Origin of the sequence: Jiangella mangrovi, assembly GCF_014204975.1 — a bacterium.
Taxonomy (GTDB): Bacteria; Actinomycetota; Actinomycetes; order Jiangellales; family Jiangellaceae; genus Jiangella; species Jiangella mangrovi.
The window spans coordinates 6,930,273-6,948,956 of sequence record NZ_JACHMM010000001.1 but is presented as its reverse complement, the minus strand read 5'-3'; the positions used below and the strand labels follow the sequence as shown (position 1 = coordinate 6,948,956).

The 18,684-nt window shown below is 72.2% G+C and carries 15 protein-coding genes; 6 read left to right on the top strand and 9 right to left on the bottom strand.

Annotation, left to right across the window (positions count from 1 at the left end):
* Positions 1-23: 23 nt before the first annotated feature.
* Positions 24-1,178: a HupE/UreJ family protein gene (locus HD601_RS32105; protein WP_184828990.1), complete on the bottom strand. Its 1,155-nt coding sequence runs from the start codon at positions 1,176-1,178 to the stop codon at positions 24-26.
* Between the two features lie 202 nt (positions 1,179-1,380).
* On the opposite strand from HD601_RS32105, the gene HD601_RS32100 reads away from it, so the two are divergent.
* The 5 genes from HD601_RS32100 (at position 1,381) to HD601_RS32080 (ending at position 6,900) form a co-directional block, all read left to right on the top strand.
* Positions 1,381-2,115 carry a response regulator transcription factor gene (locus tag HD601_RS32100; protein WP_184828988.1) on the top strand — a complete coding sequence of 245 codons (735 nt, stop codon included), beginning with the start codon at positions 1,381-1,383 and terminating at the stop codon, positions 2,113-2,115.
* Positions 2,116-2,218: 103 nt separating this feature from the next.
* Positions 2,219-3,466, top strand: coding sequence for an ATP-binding protein (locus HD601_RS32095; protein ID WP_221441487.1), 1,248 nt, complete (start codon positions 2,219-2,221; stop codon positions 3,464-3,466).
* 722 nt (positions 3,467-4,188) lie between these two features.
* Complete coding sequence (locus tag HD601_RS32090) at positions 4,189-4,506, top strand: PepSY domain-containing protein (protein ID WP_184828986.1); 318 nt, start codon at positions 4,189-4,191, stop codon at positions 4,504-4,506.
* A 1-nt stretch (position 4,507) separates the two neighbouring features.
* On the top strand, positions 4,508-5,629 hold the full coding sequence (locus tag HD601_RS32085) for a hypothetical protein (protein WP_184828984.1): 1,122 nt from the start codon (positions 4,508-4,510) through the stop codon (positions 5,627-5,629).
* A gap of 47 nt (positions 5,630-5,676) precedes the next feature.
* A complete protein-coding gene (locus HD601_RS32080) occupies positions 5,677-6,900 on the top strand; it encodes a low temperature requirement protein A (RefSeq protein WP_184828982.1) in 1,224 nt (407 codons plus the stop codon).
* Positions 6,901-6,934: 34 nt separating this feature from the next.
* Here HD601_RS32080 and HD601_RS32075 read toward each other — a convergent pair whose 3' ends face one another.
* Positions 6,935-7,324, bottom strand: a complete 390-nt coding sequence (locus HD601_RS32075; RefSeq protein WP_184830314.1) for a cupin domain-containing protein — start codon at positions 7,322-7,324, stop codon at positions 6,935-6,937.
* 177 nt (positions 7,325-7,501) lie between these two features.
* Here HD601_RS32075 and HD601_RS32070 point away from each other — a divergent pair, with 177 nt between their 5' ends.
* On the top strand, positions 7,502-8,698 hold the full coding sequence (locus tag HD601_RS32070) for a glycerophosphodiester phosphodiesterase (RefSeq protein ID WP_184828980.1): 1,197 nt from the start codon (positions 7,502-7,504) through the stop codon (positions 8,696-8,698).
* A 21-nt stretch (positions 8,699-8,719) separates the two neighbouring features.
* Here HD601_RS32070 and HD601_RS32065 read toward each other — a convergent pair whose 3' ends face one another.
* The 7 genes from HD601_RS32065 to HD601_RS32035 all read right to left on the bottom strand — a co-directional run bounded on the left by HD601_RS32065 (position 8,720) and on the right by HD601_RS32035 (position 18,654).
* Complete coding sequence (locus tag HD601_RS32065) at positions 8,720-9,697, bottom strand: carbohydrate ABC transporter permease (protein WP_184828978.1); 978 nt, start codon at positions 9,695-9,697, stop codon at positions 8,720-8,722.
* Positions 9,694-10,581, bottom strand: coding sequence for an ABC transporter permease subunit (locus tag HD601_RS32060; RefSeq protein WP_221441485.1), 888 nt, complete (start codon positions 10,579-10,581; stop codon positions 9,694-9,696). Before HD601_RS32060 ends, HD601_RS32065 begins: the two co-directional genes overlap by 4 nt.
* Before the next feature lie 89 nt (positions 10,582-10,670).
* Positions 10,671-12,083, bottom strand: a complete 1,413-nt coding sequence (locus HD601_RS32055) for an ABC transporter substrate-binding protein (protein WP_184828976.1) — start codon at positions 12,081-12,083, stop codon at positions 10,671-10,673.
* Between the two features lie 59 nt (positions 12,084-12,142).
* Positions 12,143-13,783 carry a glycoside hydrolase family 13 protein gene (locus HD601_RS32050; RefSeq protein WP_184828974.1) on the bottom strand — a complete coding sequence of 547 codons (1,641 nt, stop codon included), beginning with the start codon at positions 13,781-13,783 and terminating at the stop codon, positions 12,143-12,145.
* Between the two features lie 71 nt (positions 13,784-13,854).
* Positions 13,855-14,871 (bottom strand): LacI family DNA-binding transcriptional regulator, encoded by a 1,017-nt coding sequence (locus tag HD601_RS32045; protein ID WP_184828973.1) that lies wholly within the window; start codon positions 14,869-14,871, stop codon positions 13,855-13,857.
* Between the two features lie 361 nt (positions 14,872-15,232).
* The gene (locus HD601_RS32040; RefSeq protein ID WP_184828971.1) at positions 15,233-17,404 is read right to left on the bottom strand and encodes an MMPL family transporter; all 2,172 of its coding nucleotides are present in this window, start codon (positions 17,402-17,404) and stop codon (positions 15,233-15,235) included.
* A gap of 164 nt (positions 17,405-17,568) precedes the next feature.
* Positions 17,569-18,654, bottom strand: coding sequence for a GNAT family N-acetyltransferase (locus HD601_RS32035; protein WP_184828969.1), 1,086 nt, complete (start codon positions 18,652-18,654; stop codon positions 17,569-17,571).
* Positions 18,655-18,684 lie beyond the last annotated feature (30 nt).

The window sequence follows — 18,684 nt, the reverse complement described above, 5'->3', positions numbered from 1 at the left end:
CGGGTGGGATGGCACCTGCGGGGTCAGAGCAGTCGTTGCACGAACCACGCCAGCCCGGTCACAGCGGCGGCTGCGGCCGCCACCACGTGGGCCAGCGAGAACCACGCGTACCGCCGGGCAACGGTGGCCAGCGGGAACACCAGGGCGGCCAGGACGGCCACCCCGAACTCGATGCCGAGGTTGAACCCGGCGTACGACGTCACCAGATCCCAGCTCAGGCCGTGCTCGAACCGGAGCTCGCCGGCGAACGCGACGCCGTGCAGCAGGCCGAACACGCCGACCACGGGCAGCCGCCAGCGCGACTCCGGCCCGACGACGTTCGTGGCGGCGACGTACACGATGGACAGCGCCACCAGCGGCCCGACGACCTGCGCCGGCAGGCTCACCCAGCCGGCGACGGCGGCGAGCATCGCGACGCAGTGGGTGACGGCGAACACGGCCAGTGAGCGGGCCAGCGCCGCGAGGCCGGTGGCGCCGACCGCCAGCGCGGCGACGAACAGGGCGTGGTCCAGCCCGGTGAGGATGCGCTCGGCGCCGAGACCGACGGAGCGCAGCGCGGACTGGCCGAAGGACTGCTCGCCGGTGCTGAAGGTGGGGTGCGCGGTGTCGAGGACGACGCGGCCGCGCTCGCCGCCGAGGTCGTAGTCGACGGTGTTCGTGTGGTCGTCGACGACGGCATCGGAGCCGGCGCCGGAGAAGACGCTGTAGTCGACGGCGTACCGGCCCGACGCGGCGCCGTGGCAGTCGAAGCCGAGCTGCAGCACCGCGTACGGGATGTCCTCCGCGGTCGCGTCGGTGGCCGGCAGCTGCTCCACGTCGGTGCCGTCGAGCGTCAGCGTGCACTCGACCTCGTCGACGAAGATCAGCACGCGGTCGGTGAGGTAGGTCTCGATGAGGTCGTGGTGCTCCTCGAGCTCGGCGCGGCGGCTGCTGTCGTCGGGCGCCTCGATCGCCTCCGTGCCCATGCCGATGGCGCGGGCGAGGATCTCGTACTCGAGGCTGAGCCGCCAGTCGACGTGGTCGCCGTCGGAACGCACCTGCGACCAGCCGTCGCTCGTGCGCACGTGAGCGGAGGCCGGGCCGGCGGCCGTCAGGAGCACGAGGACCGCGGCGACGGACGCCACGAGGGCCGCGACGGCCCCGGTTCCGAGCGCGCGAACCACCCGACTCGTCGACATGTGCACCTTTCCGGCGAATGGGATCCTTCATCCGCCGGGAACACCCTGATTCGCCCGAGTTCCCGCGGGCAATGGTCGTCGCCCGTTGTTCGCTCAGGGTTCGCACCGGCTACGGCATGGCGTCGACTGCCCGGCGACGGGGGTGCGACCCGGTCGCAGGAGGAGCAGGATTGGATCCGATGGGCGGGTCCGGAGGTGAGCGATGCGGATCCTGGTGGTCGAGGACGAACGGCGGCTGGCCGCGGGGATCCGCGCGGGCCTCGAGGCCGAGGGCTTCGCGGTCGACGTCGCCCGCACCGGCACCGACGGGCTCTGGCTCGCCACCGAGACCCCGTACGACGCGATCGTGCTCGACCTCATGCTGCCCGGCCTCAACGGCTACCAGGTGTGCGCGCGGCTGCGCTCGCGCGGCGTGTGGACCCCGATCCTCGTGCTCACCGCCAAGGACGGCGAGTGGGACGAGGTCGAGGCCCTCGACACCGGCGCCGACGACTACCTGACCAAGCCGTTCTCGCACCACGTGCTGGTGGCCCGGCTGCGGGCGCTGCTCCGCCGCGACCTGCGTGAACGGCCGGTCGTGCTGACGGCGGGAGACCTGCGGGCCGACCCCGGCGCGCGGCGTGCCTGGCGGGGCGACCAGGAGGTGGAGCTGACAGCTCGCGAGTTCTCGGTGCTGGAGTTCCTGCTCCGCCGCCGCGGCGAGGTGCTGTCGAAGACGGAGATCCTGCGGCACGTGTGGGACGAGGCGTTCGACGGCGACCCGAACATCGTCGAGGTCTACGTTGGGCACCTGCGCACGAAGCTGGACCGGCCGTTCGGGCGGGCCGCGATCGAGACGATCCGGGGCGCCGGCTACCGGCTGGCCGCCGACGGCGGCGCGCCGGGCGGGCGGTCCGGCAGCGGCTCGTCGAGAGGGTCTGTCGGTGCCCGCCCGTAGGGTGGGGACCCTCCCTACCGGGGCGGGGCATGACTCCGGCCCGGTTGGTTCGGGCGGCCGCGGTCGACGGGGCTCGGTCCGGCTGCGGACGACGGCGGGAGCGGTGCTGGTCGCGGGGCTCGCGCTGCTGCTCGGCGGGGTGGCGCTGGTGCTGGTCATGCGGTCCGTGCTGCTCGAGCAGGTCACCGACGCCGCGCGCGCCAGGGCCGCGACCGTCGCGGCCGCCGACCCGCACCTGATCGCCGACGACGACGGGTTCGCGCAGGTGATCGACACCGGTGGGCGGGTGGTGGCGGCGACGCCGAACGTGGCCGGAGCGGACGCCGTCGACCTCCGGCCGGGCGACACCGCACACGTCGACATCGTGCCGGGCGAGGACATGCTGGCGGTCGCCGTGGCCGCCGGCGACCGGACCGTCGTGGCCGGGCAGTCCACCGACGACGTCGGCGAGGCCACCGCCGTCGTGACCCGGCTGCTCGGCGTGGGTCTGCCGGTCCTCCTCGCGGTCGTGGCGGTGACGACCTGGTGGGCGGCGGGGCGGGCGCTCGCTCCCGTCGAGGCCGTGCGCGAGGAGGTCGACGCGATCTCCGCGGCCGAGCTGCACCGCCGCGTGCCCGACGCCGGGCACGACGAGATCGCGCGGCTGGCCCGCACCATGAACCGCATGCTCGACCGCCTGGAGCACGCGCAGACGCGGCAGCGCGAGTTCGTCTCCGACGCCTCGCACGAGCTGCGTTCACCGGTCGCGTCGATCCGCCAGCACGCCGAGGTCGCGCTGGCCCATCCCGGGCGGACCACGGTCCCCGACCTCGCCGCCACCGTGCTCGCCGAGGACCTGCGGGTGCAGCGCCTGGTCGAGGACCTGCTGCTGCTCGCGCGCGCCGACGAGCACCGCCTGCGGCTCGCGTCGGCGCCGGTGGACGTCGACGACCTCGTCCTCGAGGAGGCCGCCCGGCTGCGTTCGGGTGGTTCCGGGCTGCGGATCGACACGACGGGGATCGCGGCGGCCCGGGTCACGGGGGACGCGGGTGCGCTGCGGCGAGTCCTGCGCAACCTCGGCGACAACGCCGCCCGGCACGCGGCCGGCGTGGTCGGGCTGTCGGTGGCCGCGCGCGACGGCGCCGTCGTCGTCACGGTCGAGGACGACGGGCCCGGCATCGCGGTGGAGGACCGCGACCGGGTGCTGCGCCGCTTCGTCCGCCTCGACGAGGCCCGCGACCGCGACGCCGGCGGCGCCGGCCTCGGCCTCGCCATCGTCGACGAGCTGGTCCGCGCCCACGGCGGCACCGTCGAGGTGGGCTCGAGTTCGATTGGCGGGGCCCGGGTGGTCGTTCGCCTGCCGGCCGGGTGACCCTGACGCGTGTGGATGCGTTGGGTGGCCCCGTCCCCCTGATAGCTGCCCGTTCTTAGCCCCGAACGGTCGCCTCAAGCGGACCCCTGGTGGCGCTTCGCGCCGTGGGGGTCCGCTTGACCCGCCCGCCCGGGGCCTAAGAACGGGCAGCTATCAGGGGGACGGGGGGAGTCTGGCGACGGGTGGGGCGTTCCGTGCTGGCGACGGTCGGTGTTGGTGAGGTTTCGGCTGGGGCGGTGTCGGGAGGGACTTTCCTCGCTATAGCGGGGAGAACTCCCTCCTGACACATTGTGGCGGTCCAGGATGTGGGGTTTCGGGGGGTTTTCTGGGCCGCCCACCATGCTTACCCGAGCCTCGACACGCCTGCAATCGTGTTGGGGCTCGGGTAATCGTGGTGATGTACGCGATCGTTGATGATCATCGCTGTCCACAGCCCACCAAAAGCGGGACGAAACGGGCACGGAGGCGGCGAGGCGTGCCCAGGGTCTCCCCGTCCCCCTGATAGCTGGCCCGTTCTTAGGCCGCGGGTGCCCGGGTCAAGCGGTCCCCTCCGCGCGAAGCGCCATTCGGTCCGCTTGAGGCGGGTGTCCGCGGCTAAGAGAATGGGCAGCAGGGGGACGGGGAGCCCCCGACGTCGGAGCCAACCACCGTTCAGCGCAGGTTCAGCACCCCGGGCGCAGTCTCGATCCATCCGAGCCAAACACCCGGAAGGAGCGAGGACCATGAGGCACCCGAAGCGGTGGATCGGCGCCGGTGCGGCGGCCGTGGCGGTGGCCGGAGCGATCGCGGCCATGGGCGTGGCGTCGGCGCGGCACGACGAGGAGCGGCCCATCACCGGCGACGCGCTGGAGCGGGCGAGCGCGGTGGCGCTCGAGGACACCGGCGGCGGCACCGTCACCGGGACCGAGGTCGGCGACGAGGAGGGGTACTACGAGGTCGAGGTCACCCTCGACGACGGTACGCAGGTCGACGTGCACCTGGACCAGGACTTCGCCGTGCTGGGCGACGAGTCCGACGGCACCGGCGACGACGGCGACTGACGTGCGCCCGCGCCCAGCCGTCGTCCTCGCGGCGGGCGTCGTGGCGGCCGTCGCGCTGGCCGTCGTGTTGGCCGGCTGCGGCGCGAGCCAGGACACCCGCCGGGTCGACACCGCGACGCCGTCGTTCACGGACCCGGCGGCGGTCACGAACCCGCTGTTCCCGGTGCCGCCCGGCGGTCAGGTGATCCAGCTCGGCCAGGAGGAGGGTGAGCCGCTGCGGGTCGAGGTCACGACCCTGCCGCGGACGCGCACCGTCACCTGGGCGGACCAGCGGATCGAGGCGGTCGTGTCGCAGTACGTCGCCTATCGGGCCGGGCGCATCGTCGAGGTCGCGCTCGACTACTACGCGCAGGATGACGACGGCGGCGTCTGGTACCTGGGCGAGGACGTCGACAACTACACCGACGGCGTCGTCGCCGATCACGAGGGCAGCTGGCTGGCCGGGCAGGACGGACCGGGCGGCCTGATCATGCCGGCCGGGCCGCGCCGGGGCGACGTGTTCCGGCCCGAGAACATCCCGGACCTGGTGTTCGAGGAGGTCACGGTGCGCGACGACGACGTCACGGCCGACGGGCCGCGGGGCCCGGTCGGCGGCGCGATCGCCACCGAGGAGCACCAACTGGACGGCGCCGTCGAGCACAAGGTGTTCGCGCCCGGCTACGGCGAGTTCCGCGCCGAGGCCTCCGACGAGCTGGTGCAGGTGGCGCTCGCCGTGCCCACCGACGCGACCCCCGGCGAGCCGCCCGCCGTCCTGACGGAGCTGGCCGACGGCGCGGCCGCCGTCTTCGCCGGCGCGGGCGACATCGACGCCATGGTGGCCGCCTGGCGCGACCACCGCGACACCACCGCGCCGGCCGTCCTGGCCACGCAGTTGGAGAACGCTCTCGACCGGCTGTCGGCCGCGGGTGATCCTCGCGAGACGAGGCAGGCCGCCGTCGACACCGCCACCGCGGTCCTCGACCTCGCCCTCGCCTACCGGCCGCCGGCGGAGGTCGACGCGGCCCGGCTCGACGTCGTCGCCCGCCAGGCGCAGCTCGACGCCGCGGCCGGGGACGAGGCCGGACAGGCCTCCGACGCGGCGATCGCCGAGGTGATCCGGGACCGGACCGTCGGCACGCGCTGAGCGTACGCGCGTCGCCACGCGGAAGCGGCGGTACTACGCTCCGGCTCATGTCCGACGCGACACGAGACGGCCAGGATGCGCTCATCCCGCAGATCCGGATCATGCGGCGGACCGGGCGCGAGCAGCGGGCCACGTTCTTCGAGCTGTTCTTCGACCTGGTCTACGTCTTCGCCGTCACCCAGCTCTCGCATCACCTGCTGGCCACCCACCTGACCTGGACCGGCGCGGCCGAGACTGCGTTCATGCTGGTGGCGGTCTACTGGGCGTGGAACTACACGACCTGGATGGCGAACTGGTTCGACCCCGACACGGTGCCGATCCGGCTCGTGCTGACGTTCGTCATGCTGGCCAGCCTGATCATGGCGGTGGCGATCCCGCGCGGCTTCGGCGAGCTGGCGCTGCTCTTCGCCTGCAGCTACTCGGTGCTGCAGATCGGCCGCAACCTGTTCGTGGTCGTGGCGACGCCACCGGGCCGGTTCCACCAGAACTTCCGCCAGATCCTCGCCTGGTCGGTGCTGTCGGCGCCGCTCTGGGTGGCCGGCGGCCTGGTCGAGGAGGCCCGCTGGCCGCTCTGGCTGGCCGCGCTCGCGATCGACCTCGCCGGCCCGCTGGCCAAGTACTGGCTGCCCGGCGTGGGCGGCACGCCGATGAGCCAGTGGGCGATCGACGGCCACCACTTCGCCGAGCGGTTCCAGCTGTTCATCATCATCGCGCTCGGCGAGAGCATCGTCCTGACCGGCGTCACGGCGTCGGGCGCGGAGATGAACCTCGAGACCGGCGTGGCGCTGAGCCTGTCGTTCCTCGGCTCGGTGGCGCTGTGGTGGCTGTACTTCTCCGGCGCGTCTCCCGTCATCGTCCGCCGCATCGGCAGCAGCACCAGCGACGACGTCGGCTCGCTCGGCCGCGACATCTTCACCTACCTGCACCTGCCGATCGTCGCCGGCATCGTGCTCATGGCCGTCGGCGATGAGCTCGTGGTCGCGCACCCGGGCCACGAGCTGGAGGTGGTCGGTGCGCTGGCCGTGCTCGGCGGGCCGGCGCTGTTCCTGCTCGGGCTGATCGCCTGCGGCGTCCGCGTCGGGCACCACATCGGACCGGCGTCGTTCATCGCGGTGGGTCTGCTGCTGGCGGGCGTCCCGGTGTTCGCCGGGCAGAGCGGCCTGGTGACGTCCGGGTTCGTGCTGCTGGTGCTGGGCGTCCTGGCCGTCGTCGAGCACCGGCGCGAGGCTCGCGGGGCGTCCGCGACCGCCGAGGCCACGGACACCCCCTGAGCTCGGGCCGGCGGCGTTCAGGCGGAGAGACCCCTCACTGGGGCGGCTCGTCCTGGCCGGACTCCTCGGCGGCCTCGCCCTCCTCCTTGGTGTGGTGGACGGCGTCAGGGGCGTGCTCGGGCGGCCCGTAGACGGTGTAGAGGATCAGCGGGTTCTCGCCGGTGTTGATGACGTTGTGCTTCGCCCCGGCCGGGACGGCGACGAGGTCGCCCTGGGCGCACGACTTCGTCGAACCGTCGAGGACGACCTTGGCGGTGCCGCTGACGAACGTGAGGATCTGGTCGGTGTCCTCGTGCACCTCCTCGCCGATCTCCTCGTCGACCGGGATCGTCATGATCACCAGCTGGGTGTGCTCTCCGGTCCAGAGCACGCGGCGGAAGTCCGCGCTCTTCTCGGCGGCGGTCGCGATGGTGAAGTAGGGGATGTCGGCCACGGCGGCGCTCCTTTCAGGGTGTCCTTCGACGCCTCCCATACCCAGCCGTGGGCGACGCAGCACAAGCGTCGCGCGGGCGCCTCGTCACGGTCGACCGCGGTTCACCGGGCCGTCGGACGGCGCGGCGAATACTCGACCGACCCCCCACGCACGTCGAGAGGAACTGACATGGCTGTGAGGACGCTGCGCCGGACGGCCGCTGCCGCCGTCGCCATCGCGCTGCTCACCGGGCTGGCCGCCACGCAGGCCGGCGCCGAGGACGAGGACCCGCGGATCCAGCAGTACCGCGAGGCCCTCGCCCAGCTCCGTCCCCTGACCGACCCGCCCGCCTGCGACCAGCTGCCGGACCCGGCGCGCTGGGCCGACGCCGGCACTCCCGACCAGGGCTCCGCCGACGCCGTCATCTCCGCGCACCGCGGCGCGCTGACGCTGGCGCCGGAGAACACGCTGGACTCCTACGCCTACGCGTTCGCCTACGGCGTCGACCTGGTCGAGGTCGACGTCCAGCAGACCAAGGACGGCCGCTTCGTCGCGCTGCACGACTCCACCGTCGACCGCACCACCGACGGCACGGGCAACATCACCGACCTCACGTACGACGAGGTCCGCTCGCTGAACGCGGCCGACTACGCGCCGTGGAAGGGCGGCCCGTACGACCCCGCGCAGGTCGCGTCGCTCGAGGAGGTGCTCGAGCTCGCGCAGCGCGCCGGCAAGGGCGTCGAGCTGGACATCAAGGGCTCGGTCACCGAGGAGGGCGAGCTGGCCGAGCTGGTCGGCGAGTACGGCCTGATCGAGGAGTCCATCTTCAACTCCGGCGACCCGCGCGTGTTCATCGCCGAGCCCGCCGCCCGGCTCATCTACAACCGCGACGCCTGGGAGCCGGCGTTCCTCGTCTACGAGATCGCCGAGGTCTTCAAGGTGTTCGGCTCGCGGCTGGACGAGTACACGCCGGAGTCGGTCGCGGCCGCGCACGACGCCTGCGCGATCGTCATGCCGCACGCCTACGACGCCGGCCCGGACCAGGAGGTCGCGCAGTTCCTGCAGGCGCGGGCGATGGGCGCCGACGGCGTGCAGACCAACCAGCCCGCGCTCATCGTCGCCGCCGCGGGCGAGGCCGTCGACTCGGCCATCGAGGTGCGCCGCGGCGAGCACGCCCGCATCGACGAGATCTGCCTGGTCAACGCGGAGAACGGGTTCGGCTTCCCGGGCAAGCCGGTGCGGTTCGAGCGGGGCACCAGGTCGGCCGAGGCGACGACCGGCCGCGGCGGCTGCGTCGCAGTGCCGGCCGGCCACTGGCTCGGCGCCCGGGTGGCGTTCGACGGCGACGGAGCCGTCCGCGCGTCGGCCGGCCGCGTCGTCCCCTGAGGCCGCCGGGTGGCGCCGTCGTCAACCCTTGACGGCGCCACCCAGCCCGGCCCCGCGCAGGAACAGCCGCTGGAAGAGCAGGAAGATCACGATCGGCAGCGCCATCGAGATCAGCAGCGCGGCGAGGAAGACGTCGAGCTCGACGGTGTCGCGGATCAGCGGCAGGCGCACCGACAGCGGCTGCAGCGTCGGCTCCGGCAGCACGATCTGCGGCCAGAGGAAGTCCTTCCACGCGTTGAGGAACGCGAAGATCGACACGACGCCGAGGATCGGCTTCGACATCGGCAGCACCACGGACCACAGCAGCCGGAACGGCCCGGCGCCGTCCACGCGGGCCGCCTCGTAGACGTCGCGGGGCAGGCCGTCCATGAACCGCTTGACCAGCAGCACGTTGAACGCGTTGGCGCCGGCCGGCAGCCACACCGCCCAGTACGAGTTGAGCAGCGACGCGTTCACCAGCGGCAGGTCGAGCACCGTCAGGAACAGCGGCACCAGCACCACGACGCCCGGGATGAACAGCGTGGCCAGCACGGCCGCCGTCACCACCGGGGCGTACCGCGGCCGCAGCACCGCCAGCACGTAGCCGCCGGTGGTCGCGACCAGCAGCTGCACGAACCAGGAGCCCAGCGCCACCCACACCGTGTTGGTGAAGTAGTGGCTGATCTGCGCCTCGTTCCACGCGGCCGAGAGGTTCGCCCAGTCGACGCCGCTGGGCCAGAACGCCATCGGCGTGCGCAGCGTGTCCTGCGTGGTGCTGACCGACGCCCGGGCCAGCCAGAGGATCGGGCCGAGGCTGGCGACGGCGAGCAGCACCAGCACGACGGCCTGCGCGACCCGCACACCCCACCGGGTGCCGGCCCGCCCCCAGTCGAAGTCGGACAGGATGCCGCGCTCGCCCGTCGTCTCCGGCCGGCTGCGCCGGGGCGGAACCACTGGGTCCGGCACCGGAACCGCAGCGGGCGCCGTCACCCTTGGCTCGTCCTTGACCGCGTCGCTCATGTCGTGCTCCAGGACCGGGTGAGGCGGAAGTACACGGCGGACATGACGGCCAGGAACAGCGCCAGCAGCACGGACAGCGCCGTCGCCGCGCCGAAGTCGCCGAAGCGGAACGCGTAGTTGTAGATCTGCAGCAGGACGGTGACGGTGGCGTTCTGCGGGCCGCCGTTGGTCATCAGATAGGGCTCGGTGAACACCTGGAACGTGGCGATGACCTGCAGGATCAGCGTGATCAGCAGCACGCCGCGCAGCTGCGGCAGCGTGACGTGCCAGATCTTGTGCCACAGCCCCGCGCCGTCGACCTCGGCGGCGTCGTACAGGTCGCCGCGCACACCGGTCAGGGCGGCCAGGTAGATGAGCACCGTCGCGCCGGCGTTGGCCCAGGTCGCCTGCAGCACCAGCGACGGCATGGCCGACGACGCGTCCTGGATCCAGGCGAACGGCCCCAGCCCCACCCACCCGAGGATCGTGTTGAAGACGCCGGTCTGGCTGGCGTCGTAGAAGAACCGCCACAGCAGCACCGCCACCACCGGCGGCACGACGACCGGCAGATAGGCCAGCGCGCTGTAGACGCCCTTGCCGCGGCGCAGCTCGCTCATCACCACCGCGAGCACCAGCGGCACCGGGTAGCCGAACAGCAGCGCCAGCCCGGTGAAGTAGATGGTGTTGCGGACCGACGTCCAGAACAGCGGGTCCTCGAGGACCTGCCGGAAGTTGTCGAGGCCGACCCACACCGGGTCGGTCACCAGGTTGGTCTCCTGGAAGCTCATCACCACGGCGCGCCCGATGGGGAACCAGGCGAAGTAGGTGAAGACCAGCAGGAGCGGCAGCAGGAGCAGCAGCGTGCTCAGCCCGCCGCCGCGGACCCAGCGGATGGTGGCGTTCACCTCGGTTCTCCCATCGACCGCGCTGTGGATGGAGTGCCCCGGGGGTCGCGGCGGTGCCACCACGCGAACCCCGGGGCCGTCATCATGGGTCAGCCGGCGCCGAGGAGCGAGCTGACGTTGGTGTTGGCCGTCTCGAGCAGGGCGTCGATGTCGGCGTTCTCGTCGGTCAGGACGGCCTGCACGACGGCGTCGAGCTCGGCGTAGAGGTCCTGCGCCCGCACCGGCGGCTCCGGCACCAGCGGCTGGTCGAGGATGCTCTCCTTGAACGGCATCATCTGCTCCAGCGGCACGTTGACCAGGTCGGCCACCCAGGCGTCGGACTGCGCGAGCTGCTCGGCGCCGAAGATCGGCAGCGCCGGTGTGCCCAGCGGGGCGTCGGTCGCGACCAGCGCCTCGGCGTCGGCCAGCGCGGCCTCCTCCTGGGTCAGCTTGCTCATGTAGAAGAAGTCGATCCACTTGACGGCGGCCGCCCGCTCGGCCTCGCTGGCGTCGGGCCGCACGCCGACGATCGTCCCGCCGCCCAGCACGCCGGCGTCGCCGCCCTCCAGCGGCAGCACCGTCAGCCCGTAGCTGTCCGGGTCGATGCTGTTCTCGGTCACGAGGCTGTTGTAGACGTCGGAGCCGCCGATGTACATGCCGACCTGCCCGGCCGCGAACGCCTGGTTGATGGTGCCCCAGTCGAACAGGAAGTTGTCGCCCATGGCGTCGTCCTCCCAGCGCATCTGGCGCAGCAGTTCCAGGGCCTGCTGGGTCCCGTCGTTGTTCAGCGTGGCCGTGACGTCGTCGCCGTTGCCCTCCTCCATGCGCCCGCCCAGCGCGTAGGTGAGCGTGGTGAGGATCCAGCCGCCGGTGTTGTTCTGGCTCATCTGCGCGAAGCCGGCCTGGCCGGTGGCCTCGGCGATCGCGTCGGCCGCCTCGCGGACCTCGGCCCAGCTGGTCGGCGGCTGGTCCGGGTCGAGACCGGCCTGCTCGAACATGGCCCGGTTGTAGTGCAGGCCCATGCCGTAGGCGGTGGACGGGATGGCGTAGATGTTGCCGCCGTCGTCCTGGGCGACCTGCAGGACACTGGGGTTGAAGGCGTCGGCGTAGGGGAGCTCCTGCACCTCGGCCGTGATGTCGGCCAGCTGGCCGCGCTCGATCATCGCCTGCCCGTCGGTGAACGGGAACTCGAACGTCGTCGGCAGCGTGCCGCCGGCCAGCTGGGCCGCGAACGTCGTCACGTCCCACTCGTACTCGCTGGGCTCGATGGTGATGTCCGGGTTGGCCTGCTCGAACTCCTCGACGCGGGCGAGGAACGCCTCACGGGTGGCGGACTCCGTCGCGGGCGGCAGGTTGCTGACGCTGATGGTGACGGCCTCGGCGTCGTCGCCGCCCTCACTCGGCTGGCCGCTGCCGCCGTCGCCGGCCTGCGGCTCGTCGTCCTCGGACCCGCAGGCGGCCAGCAGGCTCAACGCCATCACGGCCGCGGCCACGGCGCCCAGGTGTCTGCGTGTGCTGCTCATCTCGTGCTCCATCCCTTGGTGCCGCTACGTTGCGGCGTTGTCGGGCCCAATAGGTGAACTCAGCGCTCGGGGGTGTCGGTGGTGGGCAGGCGTAGCCAGACGGCGGCGTCGGAACGGAGCCGGCCGTCATCGAGGTCCGCGCTGGCGAGCAGGACCTCCTCGTGCGCGGGCAGGTCGACGGGGTCCGCCGACAGGTTGACGACGCAGACGACGTCGCCGCGGCTGAACGCGAGCAGGTCGGCCGGGGTGTCCAGCCAGGTGAGGGCGCCGTCGCCGAGGGACGGCTCGGTCTTGCGGATCCGCAGCGCGTCCCGGTACAGGGCGAGGGTCGACGACGGGTCGCGCTCCTGTGCCGCGACGGTGAGGTCCGCCCAGGTCGTGGGCTGCGGCAGCCAGGTCTCGCCGACGGCGCCGTCGGGGCTGAACCCGTACGGCGGCTCGTCGCCCCGCCACGGGAGCGGGACCCGGGACCCGTCGCGCCCCGGGTCGACGCCGCCGGAGCGGAAGTGCATGGGGTCCTGGATGCGGCCGGGCTCGATGTCCTCGACCTCGGGCAGGCCGAGCTCCTCACCCTGGTACACGTAGGCCGAGCCGGGGAGGGCGAGCATGAGCAGCGCGGCCGCCCGGGCCCTTCTGAGCCCGAGGACGAGGTCGGACTCGGTGCCCGCCCGCTTGGTGGCGAACGCGAACGACGTGTCCGCACGGCCGTAGCGCGTCACCGGGCGGGTGACGTCGTGGTTCGACAGCACCCAGGTGGCCGGCGCGCCGACCTGCTCGTGGAAGTGCAGGCTGGTCTCGATGCTCTCGCGCAGCCGCGCCGGCTCCCACGGGCAGGCCAGGAAGTCGAAGTTGAAGACGGTGTGCAACTCGCCCGGACGCAGGTAGCGGGCCAGCCGCTGCAGGTCGGGTAGCCAGATCTCGCCGATGAGCGCCCGCGGCTCGTCGTAGCTGTCGGCCAGACGGCGCCAGCTGCGGTAGATGTCGTGCACCTCGTCGCGGTCGGTGTGCACGTGCTGGCCGGGCGCGTGGTCGGGGTCGACGTCGGGCAGGTCGGCGTGCTTGGCCAGCAGCCCGGCGGAGTCGACGCGCACGCCGGCGGCGCCGCGGTCGAACCAGAACCGCAGGATCTGCTCGTGCTCGTGCCAGACCAGCGGGTGCGTCCAGTTGAGGTCGGGCTGCTCGGGCGCGAACAGGTGCAGGTACCACTCGCCGGGCGTGCCGTCGGCGTTCTTGGTGCGGGTCCAGGCCGAGCCGCCGAAGATCGAGCTCCAGGCGTTGGGCGGCTCGGCGCCGTCGAGCCCGCGACCGGGCCGGAACCAGAACCGCTCGCGCTCCGGCGACCCGGGCGGGGAGTCCAGCGCGGCCTTGAACCAGGCGTGCTGGTCCGACACGTGATTGGGGACGATGTCGACGATGGTGCGCAGGCCCAGGTCGTGGGCCTCGGCGATGAGCTGTTCGGCCTGGCGCAGCGTGCCGTAGGCCGGGTCGATGTCGCGGTAGTCGGCCACGTCGTAGCCGCCGTCGGCCATGGGCGACGGGTACCACGGGCTGAACCAGAGTGCGTCGACGCCGAGGTCCGCGAGGTAGCGCAGCCGGTCCCGGACGCCGGCGAGGTCACCGGTGCCGTCGCCGTTCCCGTCGGCGAAGCTGCGCACGTACACCTGATAGATGACGGCGCTGCGCCACCACGCGTTGTCCATGGCGGTCACGTTAACGACGGCGATATCATCACGCAAGACTTGGACAAGAAGTTGCAACAACACGAATTGGGTTACGCCTCGGGGCGCGGTGGGGGTGCCGTCGAGCCGCGAACGACCAGCTCCGGCTCGAACAGCAGCTCGTCGGACTCGACCCGGTGCCCGTTGATCAGGCCGACCAGCAGGTCGACCGAGGCCTTGCCCATGGCCTCGATGGGCTGGCGGACCGTCGTGAGCGCGGGCTCGGTGCAGTTCATCAGCGCGGAGTCGTCGTAGCCGACCACGGAGAAGTCGTGCGGAACGCGCAGGCCGGCGCGTTTGGCGGCTCGGATGGCGCCCAGGGCCATGGGGTCGCTCGCGCAGATGACGGCGGTGACGCCGCGGCGCAGCAGCCGGCTCGCGGCGGCCTGGCCGCCCTCGAGGGAGTGCATGGCATTCTCGACGTGGTCGTCGGGCAGCTCGACGCCGGCGGCGGCCAGTCTCGTGTGCGCAGCGGCCAGCTTGCGCTGCGACGGAACGTGGTCGGTGGGCCCGAGAATGAGGCCGATCCTTGTGTGCCCGAGCGACAGCAGATGGCCCGCCGCCTGCTCCGTCGCCACCGCATCGTCGCAGCTCACACGCGGGAACGGCAGCTCCTCGATGCCCGCGTTGACCATGACGGTGGGCAGCTTGCGCTCGATCAGCCGGGCATAGTGGTCGTGTGCGCCGTTGCGGCCGCTGTAGAGTCCGCCGGCGAACAGCACGCCCGCCACCTGCTGCTGGAAGAGCAGTTCGATGTAGTCGGCCTCGGACACCCCGCCGACGGTCTGCGTGCACAAGACCGGCGTCAGCCCCTGCTGCGCCAGCGACCCGCCCACGACGTCGGCGAACGCGGGGAAGATGGGGTTCTGGAGCTCGGGGAGGACCAGCCCGACCAGCCGTGCCCGCTCGCCCCGCAGCTTCGTCGGCCTCTCATACCCGAGCACGTCGAGCGCCGTCAGCACCGCCTCGCGGGTCGCCTCCGACACGCCCGGGCGCCCGTTGAGCACCCGGCTCACGGTCGCCTCACTCACGCCGACCTTCGCCGCCACCTCAGTCAGTCGTCCAGCCATGAGCGAAAGCATACGACAGACTTGCGCAAGAATCTTGCGTGGATCTCAGGTGCGAGTCTGGCGACGGGTGGGTGGTGGCTCGCTGGCTGCGGTTGGTCGTCTTCGATGGTGGTGGGCCGTGGTGCTGTCGGGAGGGACTTTTCCTCGCTATAGCGGGGAGAACTCCCTCCTGACGCGCGTTGTAGTCGCGTTTCCTGGGCCGCCCACCAGGCTTACCCGAGCCTCGACACGCCTGCAATCGTGTTGAGGCTCGGGTAATCCTCGTGATGTAGCGGATCGTTGATGATCATGGCTGCCCACAGCCCAGCGAACACCGCATGGAACGCCGTGAGGCGGGCCCACCTCATCCCCCGGCAGAACCTCAACTGCGAGGCGCGACCGGCTCCTCCTCGGGCAGGTCCGCCGCCTCGGCCGCCGTCGGCTCCGGGTGCTTCGACAACGCACTCGGCCACCACATGAGCCGCCCGAGGTCGAGGTTGAGCGCCGTCACCAGGATCGACCGCACGATCAGGGTGTCGAGCAGAACCCCCAAAGCGACCGTGATGCCGATCTCCGCGAACGCCACCACCGGCAGTGTCGCCAGGACGGCGAACGTGCCGGCCAGCACCAGCCCGGCCGACGTGATGACGCCGCCGGTCGCCGCGAGCCCGATGAGCGCTCCGCGTCGGGTGCCGTGCTGCTTGGCCTCCTCGTGGACGCGCGTCATCAGGAAGATGTTGTAGTCGATGCCCAGGGCGACAAGGAACACGAACACGAACAGCGGGAACGCGGTGTCGGCGCCGGCGAAGCCGAGGACGTGCTCGAAGATCAGGGAGCTCAGTCCCAGCGCCGCGCCGAACGAGAGCACCACCGTCGCGATCAGCACCAGCGGCGCCACGAACGCCCGCAGCAGGATCATGAGGATCACGAAGACCGCCGCCAGTACCAGCGGCATGATCACCAGGCTGTCGCGGCTGGCCGCGTTCTGCGCATCCAGGGCGACCGCGGTGTTGCCGCCGACGAGCGCGTCCGCGTCCGGCACCGCGTGGACGCTGTCGCGGACCGCCTCGACGGTGTCCTGTGCCGCCGGGCTGTCGGGGGCGGCCTCGAGCGTGCCCTCCATGTAGACGAGGTCGTCGCCCACGGGCGTCGCGTCGGTCACGTCGGCGATGCCGTCGGTGTCCTGGAACGCCTGCCGCACCGCGTCGGACTCGGGAGCGTTGGCGATGACGATCACCGGGCTGCCGGTGCCGGCCGGGAAGTGCCGGGCCAGCGCGTCCTCGCCGGTGATCGAGGCGGGCGTGTCGACGAACGCGTCCTTGTTGGCGATGACGCCGGTGTTCAGGCCCAGCAGTCCGAGCGCCAGCGCGCCGAGCGCCAGCGACGTGCCGATCCACACGAAGCGGGGGCGGTGCGCGATCCCGCGGCCGACGCGCGACCAGAACCCGCGCTCCGTCGGCTCGGCGGACCCGAACTTCGGCACGAGCGGCCAGAACACCCAGCGCCCGGTCACCACGAGCAGCGCCGGCAGCAGCGTCAGCATCGCCGTCACGCCGATGAGGACACCGATCGCCAGCACCGGGCCCATGCCGCGGGTGGAGTTCATCTCCGCGGCCAGCAGGCACAGCATGCCGACGGCGACGGTGGCCGCGCTGGCCACGATGGCCGGGCCGGCGCGGTGCAGCGCGAACGCCATGGCCTCGTGCCGGTCCTCGTGCCGGCGCAGCTCCTCGCGGTAGCGCGCGATCAGCAGCAGGGCGTAGTCGGTGCTCGCGCCGAACACCAGCACGAGCAGGATGCCCGCCGTCTGCCCGTTGACCGTCACGTTCGCGTACTCGGCCAGCAGATAGACGACGGCCTGGGCGGCGGTGAGCGCGGTGAAGGCCGAGAACACGGGGATGATCCACAGCACCGGGCTGCGGTACGAGAACAGCAGGATGACGATGACGACGCCCATCGCCGCGTACAGCAGCGTGCCGTCGATGCCCTCGAACGCGTCGGCGAAGTCGGCCGAGACCCCGGCCGGCCCGGCGACGTACGCGTTCAGCCCGTCGGGCCCGCCGCTGACGATGTCGTTCATCTCGTCGACGGCGTCGCCCAGCGCGAACCAGCCGCCGTCGCCGGGATCGATCGGCACGATGACCTGCAGCGCCTCGCCGTCCTCCGAGGGGATCGGCCCGACGACGTCGCCGCTCACGTGCTCGACGTCCGCGAACGCCTGCGCGTCGGACGTCGCCTTCTCCTGGTCCTCGGGCGTGATGCCGCCGTCGCGCTCGTAGACGATGATGGCCGGCAGCTCCTCGCCGGTCTGGAACGCGTCCTGCTGGATCTCGAACACCCGCGTCGACTCGGCCGAGCCGGGCAGCCACGACGCGGTGTCGTTCTCCTGCGCGCCGGTCAGCTTCGCCGACAGCGGGAACGCCACCACGAGCAGCACCAGCCAGAACACCAGGACGACCCACTTGCTGCGGCGTCCGCAGACGAGCGGTCCCAGCCTGCGTCGCGTGCTGCCGGCGGGCGGCTTGCCGTCGCGCTCAGGTGTGGTCACGGCCATGACCCATCACTCCTCGGCCGGCGCGCGCGCACCGGCCCCCCGTGGGAGGTGCGGACCCGCACGAGTCTAGGCGCGGATCCGCCGCCCGGAACCGACTCGGAAGCGGATATTTTCGCCGCCATGATCGTGCTGGACGGCGTCTCGGGCGCCGGCCCCTCGCGCCGTCAGGGCGTGAGCTTCCAGGCGCCCTCGTAGCCGATGGGGGTGAAGCCGACCGCCTCGTTGACGTCGAGCATGTGGCGGTTCTCTTCGGCGTTGAAGGTGTAGACGAGCGGCGACGACGGGTTGACCTCGGCCAGTTGCTGCAGGTTGGCGACCTTGAGGAGCATGCCGAGCCGCTTGCCGCGGTGCTCGGCGAGCACCAGGGTGTCCTCCTGCGAGACCGGGCGGGCGCGGTCGGCGGGGAGGTAGAGCTCGTTGAAGCCGGCCAGCCGCCCGCTCGGGACGTGCAGGGCGGCGACGGTGAGCCGCTCGCGGCCGCTGTCGCTCAGCTGGCCGTCCCAGTCGGCGACCCGGGCGGCGTCCCATTTCTCCTCGGGGAAGTCGAGGCCGGCGCTGGGGGCGTCGGTGCTCATGCGCGTCTTCAGCGTCGCGACGTCGTCGACCCACTCGGGAGGGGTGACGCCGGTCCAGGAGACGACGCGGTAGTCGTCTCCCGCGGCGGCCTGGGCATCCGCCCGCTTCGACGCGAGCAGATCCGGGTCGACCGGCAGCGGCAGCCCGCTGATGCGTCCCACCTGCTCGAGCCTGTAGCCGCGCCGCCGCAGGAACCGCACGCCGGGGTCGTCGGCGGAGAGCCAGCCGAACCCGGTCGGCGGCTCGATGCGTTCGCCGCCGGAGGGCCGGGTGTGGATGGCGTCGGCCTGCAGCGTCGGCCGGCCGGACTCGAGCGCGATGCCCACGAGGTGGTCGTAGAGCGCCGTGCCGACGCCACGCCGGCGGAACTCGGGCGCCACCTCGACCTCGACCCACGACGCCGTCGCGTCCTCGGCCGACGACCACGACAGGATGCCCCGCCCGACGATGCGGCCGTCGACGCGCGCCACGAAGATCCGGATCGGCTCGTGCTGCTGCCGCTGGTAGACGGGGAGCAGTTCGCGCGCGGTGTAGTTGAGCACGTCGGTGCCCATGAGGTGCGTCTCGATGGCGTTGCGGACGTCGACCATCTCGGCGAAGCCGGCGGCGTCGGGCGCGTCCATCGAGGCCGGGATCGCCAGCTCGTCGACGACGACGTCGGTGTCGTTGCTCATGCTCGGCACGGTAGCCCTCCCGCCACCGCC